This is a genomic window from Mesorhizobium sp. WSM4820, assembly GCF_055811075.1.
Genome location: NZ_JBVVQN010000041.1, coordinates 1 through 13,274 on the forward strand (window position 1 = coordinate 1; position 13,274 = coordinate 13,274).

Annotated in this window: 9 protein-coding genes and 1 pseudogene; 6 read left to right on the forward strand and 4 right to left on the reverse strand. The window is 59.5% G+C overall.

Going from position 1 to position 13,274, the window contains the following annotated elements; all coding sequences use genetic code 11:
- Positions 1 to 252: 252 nt before the first annotated feature.
- Positions 253 to 1,587, reverse strand: a complete 1,335-nt coding sequence (locus AC0L2R_RS33085; RefSeq protein ID WP_473513962.1) for a DUF4236 domain-containing protein — start codon at positions 1,585 to 1,587, stop codon at positions 253 to 255.
- 779 nt (positions 1,588 to 2,366) lie between these two features.
- Between AC0L2R_RS33085 and AC0L2R_RS33090 the strand changes: the two are divergent.
- A pseudogene (locus AC0L2R_RS33090) lies at positions 2,367 to 2,638 on the forward strand (zincin-like metallopeptidase domain-containing protein); the annotation flags it as partial.
- Between the two features lie 768 nt (positions 2,639 to 3,406).
- On the forward strand, positions 3,407 to 4,363 hold the full coding sequence (locus tag AC0L2R_RS33095; RefSeq protein WP_473513964.1) for a zinc metalloprotease HtpX: 957 nt from the start codon (positions 3,407 to 3,409) through the stop codon (positions 4,361 to 4,363).
- A gap of 208 nt (positions 4,364 to 4,571) precedes the next feature.
- Here the strand turns inward: AC0L2R_RS33095 and AC0L2R_RS33100 are convergent, their stop codons facing one another.
- Entirely contained in the window at positions 4,572 to 5,075 is a 504-nt protein-coding gene (locus AC0L2R_RS33100; RefSeq protein ID WP_473513966.1) for a DUF4142 domain-containing protein, read from the reverse strand.
- A 337-nt stretch (positions 5,076 to 5,412) separates the two neighbouring features.
- Here AC0L2R_RS33100 and AC0L2R_RS33105 point away from each other — a divergent pair, with 337 nt between their 5' ends.
- The gene (locus AC0L2R_RS33105; protein ID WP_065008854.1) at positions 5,413 to 5,625 is read left to right on the forward strand and encodes a DUF3606 domain-containing protein; all 213 of its coding nucleotides are present in this window, start codon (positions 5,413 to 5,415) and stop codon (positions 5,623 to 5,625) included.
- A 362-nt stretch (positions 5,626 to 5,987) separates the two neighbouring features.
- Here the strand turns inward: AC0L2R_RS33105 and AC0L2R_RS33110 are convergent, their stop codons facing one another.
- Together AC0L2R_RS33110 and AC0L2R_RS33115 are read right to left on the reverse strand one after the other, a co-directional pair.
- The gene (locus AC0L2R_RS33110) at positions 5,988 to 9,356 is read right to left on the reverse strand and encodes a DEAD/DEAH box helicase (RefSeq protein WP_473513968.1); all 3,369 of its coding nucleotides are present in this window, start codon (positions 9,354 to 9,356) and stop codon (positions 5,988 to 5,990) included.
- A gap of 565 nt (positions 9,357 to 9,921) precedes the next feature.
- Complete coding sequence (locus tag AC0L2R_RS33115; protein WP_473513970.1) at positions 9,922 to 10,191, reverse strand: hypothetical protein; 270 nt, start codon at positions 10,189 to 10,191, stop codon at positions 9,922 to 9,924.
- A 15-nt stretch (positions 10,192 to 10,206) separates the two neighbouring features.
- Here AC0L2R_RS33115 and AC0L2R_RS33120 point away from each other — a divergent pair, with 15 nt between their 5' ends.
- The 3 genes from AC0L2R_RS33120 to AC0L2R_RS33130 all read left to right on the forward strand — a co-directional run bounded on the left by AC0L2R_RS33120 (position 10,207) and on the right by AC0L2R_RS33130 (position 12,320).
- Positions 10,207 to 10,383, forward strand: a complete 177-nt coding sequence (locus tag AC0L2R_RS33120) for a hypothetical protein (protein ID WP_473513972.1) — start codon at positions 10,207 to 10,209, stop codon at positions 10,381 to 10,383.
- Between the two features lie 205 nt (positions 10,384 to 10,588).
- Entirely contained in the window at positions 10,589 to 11,764 is a 1,176-nt protein-coding gene (locus AC0L2R_RS33125; protein ID WP_473513974.1) for a zinc-dependent alcohol dehydrogenase, read from the forward strand.
- Between the two features lie 10 nt (positions 11,765 to 11,774).
- Entirely contained in the window at positions 11,775 to 12,320 is a 546-nt protein-coding gene (locus AC0L2R_RS33130; protein WP_473513976.1) for a hypothetical protein, read from the forward strand.
- The last annotated feature ends 954 nt before the right edge of the window (positions 12,321 to 13,274 follow it).

Sequence of the window (13,274 nt, forward strand, 5' to 3'; positions counted from 1 at the left end):
GGGGGCTGCGCGGCGGACACGCCAACGTCACCGCTGAATGCCACGCCATTTTTGCAGAACTTGACGCACACAACTTCGCCATTTCTGGACCTTCCGACGCGCTTCTCTCAACCTGTACTTCACGCTACGACGTAAGTGACGTGCATGGCGCGAACGGCTTCCCATCTGGACGTCGACAGAACCCGCTACGCTTGAAAGCATCGACCTGCAGCGGCTCGGACTATACAAAGTCCAACGAAGTTGCAGCTATAGTCACCTTTTCGACCGGCGCCAACCATCCGCGCGCGCCTCATCTTCTGAACAGAACATTCGCTCACCCTTGGCAGGGCTGATCACTGTCTCGTCATAGAAACGCTGGCCGGGGAGGTGGTAGATGCGAACGCCCTTGTTGCTGATGTTGCCCTTGATGTCGCATGAGCCGGAGAGCAGTCGAACTGGATTCGTGGTTTCAGGCTTAGGGGCCTGCTGTGCGGCACGCCATTCCCAAGGAGGCTGAAACTCGCCTTGCCAGATCCCGCGCCTGGCCAGCCGAGCTTCGTCCTGGTGCCCCGCGTAGGCGCCGCCCGAATGCTGCGGCCAGTCCATTGCGTGGCCGGCTGTGACCAGCCATCCTGCCACCGCCGTGCCGTCGGAACGATAGCAGTCGCCGACGAAGCGGCCGTAGCGATCCCAATCTATGAATGTGCAGGTTACGGGCCGGGATTTCGCCAGCCAGGCATCAAGCGCTTTCGCAGAAGACTGGCCGCAGCGGTAGTTCTTGCCCTTTGAATTCCGGCAGAGCTGAGCACTCTCAGGCGCATCGATGCTATTGAGACGCACGCGCGTGCCGGCAATGTCGATCGTGTCTCCGTCGATGATGGTCGCGCGGCCTGAGATTGTGTTGCTGTCAGAGGCCGGCTGTTCGCTTGAAACCAGCGGTGCTACCGGCGAAGAAGTTGCCGCTGGTTCAGTGCCAGGCTCCGCGAGATAATCGCCTAAAATCCAGCCCGAATAGTTCCCGTATGAAACGTGATGCCAAGAGCCTTCGCGCTTCGATGACAACACTGCAGATCCAACTGGGACGGTGAGTACAATCTGGGACTCAGCCGATGGGGATGTCCGTAGGCGAACATTTGCGGTGCTATAAAGTGTCTTTTGAACGGAAGGGGCGGGCCCGGCATAAGCGTCTGTACCCTGGGAGGCCCGGGGGTCCGGTTCTACTGTCGCGGGCTTTAGATTCGGCTGCACGAATCCGGTGGTTAATAACCGTTCTCCGGTAATCTTGGTTTCATTATACGGCGTGCTGCACCAAACCAGTCCAGCGCCAATGGCGAGTAGCACAAGGGCGAGCGGGCCCTTCGAAGACGGCTTAATTTGAGAAGCAACTAATTGCGACGGCGCGCGAGGCACGGGCTGTCGCTTCGACGAAACAACCTCTGAATAAGAAAGTCCGGTGCCCGGGATGCTCGTGCTGAGGCGCTTTTTGCCTGTTGTGCTAACTGTATATCCAAGCCCTTTCGGTCCAACCCGCACGCTGGCACTTTTCGCGTTGAGATTTATCCGGACTCCCGGCGCAATCCTTACAGATTTTCGAAATCGGAATACCATCCCCAAGCGCCCCCCGTGAACATGATGTGGCGAAAGCCACAGCGAGTCGAGTCGGTTGGACCCTCTGTGCCCTTTATCGCCGACGATCTAATTGAATCCTTCGATCACGTCCTATCCGAGGAGGTCTTCAAGCTGTTTGGGGAGATAGGATGTGCCGGTCGTGCGATATCGCCAAGGCAGTTATTCCCAGCGTGACGATCCATGAGCTCGGATAGTTGTGCTCGTTTTCCGTTGGTGCAAATGACCGCCTTGGGGATCAATCCACGGTCCAACGCCCATGTCATGGGCGGTCGCAACAGTAGATGTTCTCTATCTGTGCTGCGAAAGTCGCATAAGATTGCAGCCTGGAACTCAATCGTAGGACGGTGGCGCTCAGGCAGCACTAGCCTTTTAGCTCGGACTACCGGCCGATACAAAATAAGTCCGCTTCTTCCAGCGATGCCCAACCTCTTCACAGACGTCGTTGCCCTAATAAAGCCGAGCTCATCACGAGCGCCATTGTAACCTTCATAGTGTTTGTTCGGGGGCAACATGTACATTGCGCGCCTAAAAGGGTCGCTTGGGCACGGAATGAGGTCGCGGACCAGATTTTCGATACCCGACTACCCGTTCGAGGAACAAAGGGCACGCGATGAAACGCTGGACCATCGTCGTCGAAGGCCCTCTCGCCTTTCGAATGCGTAGAATCGCTGCCGCGCGCCACGGCGAAACCGGCGTTCAAATCCTTACTATGCCGCAGCTTGCCGCCCGCTTGGCCGGCGGCTTTACGCAACCTGCGCTCAGAGAAACGGCTTGATCGCAACCTCTCCCGTTTTCATAAGGATCCCTCCTTCAGGGTCCACGAAGAACTCGTTGGCCGATCTGGGCGGTTGCTTTCTCGGCATCGTTCCGGAGCTCGAGCCTAGGCACGACCACGCAAGCTATCTTGCGAACTGGCTCGAAATTCTCAGCAACGAGAACCGCTTCATCTTCGCCGCGGCAGCGCATGCCCAGCGGGCGGCTCAATCACCTGCATGAGCTTCAGCGGAGGGCGACACAGGTCGCGGAGTAAACGAGGGCGAGCCTGCGGCTTCGGAGGAGCAACATGATTTGGCGGCAAGTGATTGCGCCTTATATGGCTACGGGGACGGCGGTTTTTCTACTGCTCGGCAACAGAAACTCTTGAATTCGATCCAGCTTTCACCAACTTTTTTGCTGGGCGCGTCACCCGGCGGTACAGACGGCGGGACAGATACAGCCCTCCTTCGTGCACTTCGGAGGATCTGGCTTTGAGCGCGGGATTCTGTAACAGATAGATGTATTGTCAGGGACGCCTGAGATGCGCCGGGATTATCGCAACTGGGATACTGTGATGCTTTTGGTCGGGTATCGGGTTCATACTGATCCTATGGTCCACGCCGATTATCAAGGCGCTAGCCGAGTGATTCAGAAAGGGGGCTCCTAGGCCGCCCTCCTATGTCGAATTTGTATTTTCAGAAGCAGCCGCACTTCGACGATCCGCATCCCGCCCCGGATGGCACCGAAACTGCGAGCGCTTCCGCGCGTGACTCCACGTTCGCCGCGTAGACGGAATCGTCGATAAACTGCTCGCAATCTTTGCCTGCCATCTCGCATCCTCTTCCTTGCGCGTTAGCTTAACCAGGGCCGGGTGGTACTCGCCTTACTGTCGGTCTGTTGGCATCCGCATTCCGATCGGAGGGGCAATGGTGTGCCGAGCTTTATACTGTGTCCAAAGCTCGATCTGAAAACGAGCGCTGTGAAATCGCAGCAAAAGAGGTGAAGAGTGGGCCAGCGCCGAAAACAAACTCCCGGTCCTACAGTGTACCTGCTTGACAGCGAAGCCTTGAGGCAGCAGCGCGCGCTAAACAGGCTTCATTCGGTCATCATTCTCATCGGCCTTATGGCACTCGCCGCATGGACAGGGTACGTGATCAGCGGGTCCGACGGCATCGTTCTCGGCCTCATCCTGTCCGGTATCGCCCTCCTGGTCGGCTCCACCTCCGGCGGCGCCCTGTTCCGGCAGGCCTATGGGGCCATCGTCGTGGACCGGCACAGCGATCCTGGACTCGTCATACTGATCGCAGAGCTCGCGCGCCGCGCCGGCCTGCCTCGCGCGCCGACTCTCCACCTGCTGCCGTCGCCCGTCCTGCAGGCCATGGCTGCCGGCGATCGGCAAGATCCCGCCATCGCCGTCACCAGCGGTCTCCTTCAGACGCTGCCGCCGCGTGAACTCGCTGCTGTTCTGGCGCATGAGATCGCCCATATCCGCCACGGCGACATCTTCATCATGCGGCTCGCGGCGACGGCTGGAGCCATGACGCAGGTGATGTCAAGCGTCGGCTTATTCCTGCTTTTCGCGCTGCTGCCGGTGCTCTGGGCGACGGGCGAGTTTCTGTCGCCCTTCGGCATTCTGCTCCTGACCTTTTCGCCCACTGTTAGCGATCTTCTCCAGCTCTCGCTTTCAAGGCGGCGGGAGTTCCTGGCCGACGCAGGGGCCGTGGAGCTCACGGGCGATCCGCAGGCATTGGCCCTTGCTCTGCGACGGATCGAAGCCATACAGGGAGATGATTGGGAGCGTTTCGACTCGCGCGGGGCACGGTGGCTGCACTGGTTCCGGACGCATCCGAGCACAAGCGAGCGCATTGCGCGCCTGGCGGAACTCGTCTCGCCCGTTCGGCCTGATCTTCCGCTTGCGAACCGGACGGCCTATCTCGACTCGCTCGCCGGACGCGGCGATCGGTCCTGGCGGCAGAATCTCATGCGCCCGTTCGTGTAGGAGGGCAAAGCGTTGGCTCCCGCTAAACGACGCCTAGAGAGATCGAATCGCGAAGAGAAGACAGATCGTGCGTGGAACTTCGCTTAGGCGGGTGCTCGGCTCGGACGTGTTTGTATGCCGGACGACCAGCAGCGAGGGGGCCAGCATGGCCACCCCGCTACATCCCTTTTCATGGTCCGAAGAGTCCCATGCCGCGTCTTTGGCCGTGTCACTTAGCCTCATCCAGTTGCTGAGCGTGCTCGAAATGCCTCTGGACAATGGGAGCGGTCTTTTGCGCGTGTACCTTTAACGCCGCGGCGTCTCCGCTTTCGGCATAGGAGCTCATCAGCGCAAGCGCTTCCCGATGAGCAGCCACCTGAGCGTCAACATAAGCTTCATCGAAAGCTTCGTTGTCAGCGGTCTTTAGTGCCTCGACCTTGCTGGCGTGCTTCTTTGTCATTTCAGCCGGGACGGTGACGCCGTCTTTCTGCGCGGCAGCCATCAGGTCCTTGGACGCTTTCGTATGATCGTTGATCATCATCTGCGCGAACTCCTGGATGGCGGCTGTTTGCGACTTTTGCATCGCCAGCTCGCTTGAACGGATTTCCAACAAATCGGAGCTGGCCGCCATCGTCGCGAACTCCTGCGGCGATATCTTTGCCGTCTGAGCAAGTGCGATCGAGCCCATCAGTCCGACCGCAGCGGCCGCAATGGCCGTTCTCATGATGTTCATCTCGTCCTCCTTCATGTTTTCGCCAACGGGCCCTCCAACCCGCTCGATTGACGATTGTTCCTGCGAAATCTGATGACGTTCCTGCCATCCCTCGGTGACAACGTGGTCAGCATGCTCGCTGTCATCAACCGGTGCCTTTCTGGCATTCCTAGACCAACGCGCTGTCAGTCGCTCCCCATCTGCCCGCCATGAAGCGCCCTTGAGAGATGTCCATAGGCGTCAGCCGTACAACCTTCCCCGGGAGGCAAAGTAGTCATGACCGGCCCTCCCCAGGCGCGCCGGCGCAACGAAAGTCACTTGCCAGCGTTGCCGTTGATCGAAGCCGCAGGAGGACGAAATGGCCGATGACAAGACGAAGCGTGATTTCCGCGACCGTAACCGCGTAGCCGTCGACGAGGATTATGAGGTGGAACATTTCGCCCGCGAGAACGGCATCACGCCAGAGCAGGTCCGCGAGCTAATAAAAGCCACCGGGAATGACCGCGACGCTTTGACAGCCGCTGCAAAGCAATTGAAAACCGTTCTGCAAGGAGGTCCGCTGACCGGCTGATAGAGACATCACCGTGGTTGACGTGGCTGTGGGTGGCACAAGGCGTCTGCAAGGAGGCGGGTACGAAACGGTCTTGGGTCATCTGGGGAAATTGTCACTCACCACAGCCTCCCTACGGGACCTGACCTCACCGACGTTTATCTAGACCTGCTGCGCCGCTGGTTGATGTTGGTGTGGTAGGCCGCGCTGAATGCCCACCCCCGGGAAAACAGTCGACGGGGAAATTCGAGCCTGTGTGGGCACCATTCGGCACCTACGTGCGAGCATACAGGCTGCGGCAAGAATCGACAGGGCTCGCGTTGAGAGCGCTGGGGCAGGTCGTTTCGGATGCCTTCAATCTCAGACCCGGAGCTTGAGAACCGCTAGGGGCCATTGCAGGTTGTGCTTTGACCGGTAATCGGTCTCGCGTTCAGCTCACGTGCCGAATGTGCCGAGCGAATGGAACCGATCACGCTCCGTAAAACCTCGAGTTTTGCGATGCCTGGTTTGGTTGACGGCCTGCAGATCAAGCGGCCTCGTCGAAATTCGAACCCGTCCAGCCCTAAAATGTTCTGCCGGACTGAGGCGGAGGGCTTTGTGCGAAAGGTGATCGCAATCGCTTCGGGTCCTATGTCGACCTGCCTCAAGTCTAACTCCGCCGCATCTATTCGCAATCGGGTTACCTCCAGCAGCGTGGCCACTTCGCTCGGCATGGCTCCAAAGCGATCCTCCACCTCGTCGGCAAATGCGTTGACGTCTAAATGCGTGCTGATGCGGAACAACCGCGAATACAGGCTGAGGCGTATGGCTGGCTCCCGTACATAGCTTTCTGGGAATGACCCTCCGGCCTGCAAGTTGATGTCCGGAAGTTGCATGTCAGAGCGGGGCCCGCCTCGAGCAATCGATGAGGCACGCTCAAGCAGTCGATGATAGAGCCCGACGCCGATGAGCTTGACGTGGCCCGCCTGTTCTTCGCCGAAAAGATCGCCGGCGCCGCGTAGGTCGAGGTCCCTTTGGCTGATGGCCAGGCCAGAGCCAAGCCGGTCAAGAGCTACAAGAGCCGAAAGTCGGGACATTGTGGCTTCAGCCAATTCCTTGCCGGGCTCGGTCAAGAGAAGTGCAATGCCTTGCGCCCTTCCTCTGCCTACACGACCCCGAAGCTGGTGGAGCTGTGCAAGTCCGAAATGGTCGGCCCGCCAAACGAGAATGGTGTTTGCCCGCGGTATATCAAGTCCGCTTTCGATGAGGTCCGTGGCCAACAAAATGTCGCCTTCGCCTGCGGCGAACCGGACAACTATCTCGTCCAGTTCACGCCCTTTCATTTCGCCATGCGCGATCTTCACCGAGAGCTGCGGAACCAGCCTGCCCAGTTGTTCAACGACAGTCTCGATGTCATCTATGCGTGGTACGACAAAGAAGCTTTGTCCTCCGCGGCGGTATTCGCGCAATAGAGCAGCTTTGGCCGAACCGGCATCGAAAGGAGCCAAGATGGTGCGAACCGGATGCCGCTTGGCAGGTGGTGTGTTCAGGACGCTGACTTCCTGCACGCCCGCCATCGCCAATTGAAGCGTGCGGGGTATCGGCGTGGCGCTCATGGTCAGAGTGTGGAGGCATCGCGCCAACCCTCGCAGTGATTGCTTCAGCTTGGCCCCGAACCGATGCTCTTCGTCGATTACGAGCAGCCCGAGATCGCTAAAGGCCACCCCTTTGGCCGCAACAGCATGGGTTCCGACGACGACCGCAATGTTGCCGCTTCTCAGACCGTCCTTCACTTTCCTTGTCTCTGTCGATCCGACCACACTGGAAAGGTGAGCAACTTGGATGTTGAACCCTGCGAAACGCCGGCAGAACGTCTCGTAGTGCTGACGCGCGAGCACCGTGGTGGGCGCAACGATAGCAACCTGCTTGCCATAAAACGCGGCCGCAGCACACGCCCGAAGCGCCACCTCGGTCTTTCCAAAGCCGACGTCGCCGCAGACCAGCCGGTTCATCGTTTTGCCCGAGGACAGGTCATCCATCACGGCTCGGATTGCGGCGGCTTGGTCGGGGGTCGCGGGGTAAGGGAATCGCGCCGCGAAGCGAGCAAGGTCGGCACGCGGCGGCTTGATCAATTCGGCGGACTGGCTGGACCTGGCCTTCGCAATGGCGACCAGCCGCTTGGCGACCTTCTCGATCTCGCGGACTGCAGACTGGCGCCGCTTCTTCCAGCCTTCACCATCTAGTCGGTCCAAGGCTATCGCATCTGGCTCGGATCCATAGCGCCATATACGGCCAAACTCCTCCACTGGAACCAGCAGGGAAGCGCCACCATGATATTCAAGCTTCACAACATCTTGTTGCAGACCAGCCACTTCAATTTGTTCGATCGCGGCAAGGACGCCCACGCCATGGTCTTCATGGACAACCAGATCGCCGAGCCGCAGTTCGGGTTCGGCTATGCCGTTGCCGGAGTCCGCGTTTGCAGTCGATGACGGGCCGAATATGTCCGCTGCCGCAACGACTGCAATTCGGGATGGCCCGTCGACAAAGCCCTCTGTGAGATCGAATTCCGCCTTGAGAAGGGAGCCTCTTTCGACAGAGAGGATTTGCGGCCAATCGGCGACTGGGTCCATTTTGCGACCGAACTTACGGTCGCACAGCCGCTCTGCTCGGCGCAGTTCCGAAGCTTCGCCTGTGACCACCACACTAAACCCCGAGCTTGCGCGCGCCTGCGCGAACTCGGCGAATTCGTGCCCGGCTCGCGGCAGGTGGAAGAATTTGGGAATTCGGCCAACCGGGACCATAAGACGCAAGCAATGGCGATCCCGTAGCGAGTCGTCCCATTCCTCACGCGACAAATAAAATTGTTTCGCCGCGGGCCGCGCCACCGTGGAAACTTGCCGCCTGCCGCGCCACGCCTCCTCTATGAGGTCCAAGACGCGTGCGAGCGAAATTTCTTCCAATCCATCCAGGAAGCAGATGTTAGCTGTTGATGCGACATCGAAGAGCGCCGGCAAGTCGGAGTAGTGCGAGACCAGGCGTTCCTCCATCGGGATGGTGCGCATCGCTGCAGGGTCGAACTCGTTGCCGGATTCCAACATAAGCTCAGACGCCGGGCCGACTACGACTCTGTGCAGCGATCGCTCGCTTCGTTGAGTGATTTGGTCGTATGCCTTAAGTTCGGAGATGGTGCCGCCAGGGCCCAGTACAACACGAATAGGGTGGTCACGGTCGGCAGGAAAAATGTCGATAAGATCGCCGCGGACGGCCATCTCGCCTGGTTCGTCGACCCGATCGTCGACAACATAGCCAGTTCTCTCAGCCAATACACGAAGTGCCCTCGGGTCCACCTCCTGTCCGATCTGCAGGGTCGCGAAACCCTGGCCGATTGCGGAGGGAGGCGGTACCCGCTGCAGGGCAGATTCGACCGAAGTAACCGTGATGCGGGGTCTTTTCGTAGCGGCCGCAACAGCATGAACAACGCTGACCCGCCGCCCCATAGTGGCGCGAGTGGGCCACACCCTGTCGTATGGCAGGCAATCCCACGGCGGCATGTACAGGATATCAGCTTTTGGGAGGAAGTGGCGCAATGCCTTTGTGATGTCAGCGGCACTGCGTTCGGAACTCGCGATATGGAGCATGTCCCCATTTCGAGTGGTTTCCAACGCGCTGACCAATGCCGCAGCTACTGCGGCAGCTGGCGGTGTGTCGCCTTCTCCTCCTGATGCAAGTTCGCACTGCTCAGCCTTTCCGGCATTGGTCTCTCTATCCACGTCTCACCTTCCGATCCTGGGACAAAACGGCCGCGAGGCGCCCGGTGTTCCGTTGGGCGGCACAGTTGCCGACGCTCGGCCTTCAGCAACGTCGCAAAGCGGCAACCGTTGCCTTGCCCAGCGTGTGATCGGATCGTGCGCCATGAGAATAGAGTGCCGCACTGTCTAGCAATGCGTGCATTGCGAGGTTTCCTGAGCAAGTCGCGAATCCGGGGGCGCTACGGCTTTGTGGATTCTTTCTGGGACGAAACGGCAGCGGCTGGTCGATAGCGGCTTAGGCATCTGTGGTCGGCATTCCAATTGCCCGTTGCTAGACTTGGCCAAATGACTCGCTATCAGATGGACCCAAGTTCTCAGGCTCAGCAATCATTCGACGGTTGCTGTCCAAAAGCTCATGCACACCGTCGGCGTGCTAGACTCCAAGCATCCCGTCACAAAATCGGCAATCAACAGGTTGGCGCTACCATTGGCGATATGCATCCGCATCGAGTCTTCGCACCGATCCGGACGTGCCTGGTAACCCTCGCCCGCCATAGACCCCCAAGGACTTGCCCAGGGCTTCACTCTATCGCTCGAACCCTGCGTCGGTCGGCAGCCACAGCGACAGCGGAAAGCCCCAGATCAGCACGAGCCGACCGATCAGCCGCGGCACGACGATCTGCTTGCGCTGGACCGAGATCCTCGAGCTCGCTGCCCGCCGCCGGACGCAGGCCGGAGCGAGGAACGAAGACTCGCCGATGGTGGCGTCGCCCGATACGTAGTCGAGATTGGGGCGGAAGCGGTCCCAGGCCTTGCCGACCGAGGTGGCCCAGTCGAAGCTGTGGTCCTTCGTCATGCGATGGCGGCCACCGTGGCCGAGATCGCCTTCGACACCGAGGAGACCTGGAAGATGGTGGTGCTGCTGACCTTAGAGGGCGTCATCCCGGTTGCTGCGAAGGCCATAGCCTTGGTCAAGGATCATCTGCCGCCATGCACCACCGCAACGGCGAAGCCGCGAAACGTAGATGCTTCCTTGACCTTCTTATGATGTCCGGCAGGGCGGCCACCGCCTTCTCGACGCTCCGACACGCCATCAGCCCCACCTTTCAAGAGCCTGCCTGAGTTTTTTAACGGAGGCGGGGAACATGGATGCTGCCTCGCGGTTGGACCTCGGAAAGCTAATTCGCAGCCTGAAGGAAAGCGGCCGAGCTCGCTCTCGCGACGCCGCGAACAGCTCCTATAGGAGATTACGCATGCGAGCGCTGGTTTGGCATGGAAAAGAAGACATACGTTGCGACGAGGTTACCGACCCCGAAATCGAAGACCCGCGCGACGTCATCGTCAAGGTGACGAGCTGCGCGATCTGCGGCTCGGATCTGCACCTCTATCACAACCTCATTCCGGCAATTCTGCCCGGCGACATTATGGGCCACGAAATGATGGGTGAGGTGGTGGAAGTTGGATCCGAGATAAACGGCGCGCTTAGGAAGGGAGACCGCATCGTCGTTCCCTTCACCATAATTTGCGGGGAATGTGACCAGTGCAAGCGCAAGAACTTTTCGGTCTGCGAACGTACCAACCGCAACAAGAACATCGCCGACAAGGCGTTCGGTCACACGACGGCTGGGCTGTTTGGGTATACCCATCTGACCGGCGGTTACCCGGGCGGACAAGCCGAGTATGTTCGCGTACCATTTGCCGATGCAACGCACATCAAGGTACCGGTCGGGCTCTCCGATGAGCAGGTCCTCTTCCTTGGCGACATATTGCCAACTGGCTGGCAGGCTGCTGTTCAGTGCGAGATCGAGCCCTCCGATACCGTCGCGGTCTGGGGCTGTGGCCCGGTGGGGCAGATGGCAATCCGCAGCGCCATTCTTCTCGGTGCCAAGCAGGTCGTGGGCATAGATTGCCTGCCCGAACGCCTTTCCATGGCCGGAGCGGGCGGCGCGATCACCATCAACTTCCTGGAGGAGAGCGTTGTTGAAAGGCTGAACGAGCTTACAGGCGGCAAGGGGCCAGATAAATGCATCGACGCCATCGGGATGGAAAGTCACGTGTCTTTTCGTCAACCAGACACCGTTTATGACCGCGCGAAGCAGATGATGCTGATGGAGAGCGATCGGCCCCACGTGCTGCGTGAAATGATCTATGTCTGCAGGCCAGCCGGCGTCATCTCAATCGCGGGCGTGTATAGCGGGTTCGTCGACAAGATCCCGATTGGCCAAGCCATGAACAAGGGCCTGACCTTCAGGATGGGCCAGACGCATGTGAACCGCTGGACCGACGACCTACTGCGTCGCATCGAAGAAGGTCAGGTCGACCCGTCGTTTGTCATCACCCACACTGCCGGGCTCGAACAAGGACCCGAGATGTACCAGATCTTTCGCGACAAGCAGGACAGTTGCGTCAAAGTCGTACTGAAGCCATAGGACCAGTGTCATGAACATGCTTAGCAAATTCGGCAATCTCAGCAGATGGCCAAGCGACCCAAGGGTCGTAAAATCTGGCCCAAAGGCGCTTGCGCCCTCCGATATGGTAGCGCGCAAACTTGGATGGTTTAGCATCGCGCTTGGCATGGCCGAACTTATAAGCTCCGAGCGCATCGCCCGCGCACTCGGCATGCCTGGTAAGGAAGGCTTGATCCGTGCCTACGGAGCGCGGGAAATCAGCAGCGGCATTCTGTCCTTGTCGGCAGACAAAAAGCCGGGGCTTTGGAGCCGTGTGGCCGGTGATGGGCTCGACATCGCAACGCTCCTATGGGCGCTCCGGCACGACAACCCAAAGCGTGACAACGTCGGACTTGCATTGGTGCTCGTTGCCGGTGTGACACTCATCGATTTATTGACCGTGCAAAACGTAAGCGCCCGGCACGCTCGCGGCCGCCGCCAACCGCAGGATTTCGGTGACCGCAGCGGCTTCCCGCGGGGTCTCGAAGCTGTGCGGGGCCTTGCGCGTAAAGACATGTCACCCGCCAGCCAGAATTGAGCGGTGGCTGACCTCAGGAGACGGTCTTTCCGCATGCCCGTGCCTGCCGCCGGGCACAGTCCCGATGGCAAGCTCCGGCTCCTGCACAGCCAAGCTTCGAACCGGGGCTTCGGCTGCCTTCCAGTCGGGCGTGAAGAAGCCGTGGTCCATGCGCCAGCGACCCAGGACTAGCCGGGCATGATACCGATCCGTCCCAAGCTGCGATGCCGTACCCCGCGTGCAGCCCGGTCAGCCGCTAGCACTCTGATCTGGTCGACCAAGTCCTTTCTTTGTAGCGAGATTTTGTTTTTCTTTCAGCAGCCGAACGATCGCGTCGACGGGCGGTGCAAGCTCGGGCGGCGACTTGCTGTTCGAGCGCCACAAGTGTTCAAACAATGTTCTCAGTATGCGCATTGTCGTAACCTCCTGGACCACCAAACTTGGCTTGGGCGTTGTTGTTCCTGAACGGCACGCCAAGCCCGCTGGGGGTGACACGGAGGCTCAATCTGGAGAAACGACCTGAAGTGCTCGCGTCTCGGATTGTTGCAAATTATACCGGCGGGAGGACGGACGAGTAGAACTTCGTTGGGCTTCGAGATGATCTAGTGGCTCGTCAGCAGGCGGTTTGTCTTCCTTCCGGAACCCTGGCCGAGCCAAAGGCGTTCGGGTCGTGCAGCACTTGCCCTAGGGCTGAAAGATCGGACTCCCCCCTTCCGATCAGCCCACGTCCTTCCCATCCCCTCGGGGTGCGGGCCCCTATTTTGTTTGGCGTGCTGGAGCGGCGCGGCTGAAGGCGTAGCGGGCCTTTTTTGTTTCCGTGTGGAACTTCGGCGCGGGCTGAAAGTTTGATTCGTGCAGCTGCGACATGGATGACTCCCGACGGCCCGCGTCCTTTTTTAGTTGTGTGCGTCAAGTTCTGCAAAAATGGCGTGGCATTCAGCGGTGACGTTGGCGTGTCCGCCGCGCAGCCCCCGT

Excerpts from the sequence above, each read along its gene's own strand:
- AC0L2R_RS33085 (WP_473513962.1), bottom strand. The coding sequence starts at position 1,587 with ATGGTATTCCGATTTCGAAAATCTGTAAGGATTGCGCCGGGAGTCCGG.
- AC0L2R_RS33100 (WP_473513966.1), bottom strand. The coding sequence starts at position 5,075 with ATGAACATCATGAGAACGGCCATTGCGGCCGCTGCGGTCGGACTGATG.
- AC0L2R_RS33105 (WP_065008854.1), top strand. The coding sequence starts at position 5,413 with ATGGCCGATGACAAGACGAAGCGTGATTTCCGCGACCGTAACCGCGTA.
- AC0L2R_RS33115 (WP_473513970.1), bottom strand. The coding sequence starts at position 10,191 with ATGACGAAGGACCACAGCTTCGACTGGGCCACCTCGGTCGGCAAGGCC.
- AC0L2R_RS33125 (WP_473513974.1), top strand. The coding sequence starts at position 10,589 with ATGCGAGCGCTGGTTTGGCATGGAAAAGAAGACATACGTTGCGACGAG.
- AC0L2R_RS33130 (WP_473513976.1), top strand. The coding sequence starts at position 11,775 with ATGAACATGCTTAGCAAATTCGGCAATCTCAGCAGATGGCCAAGCGAC.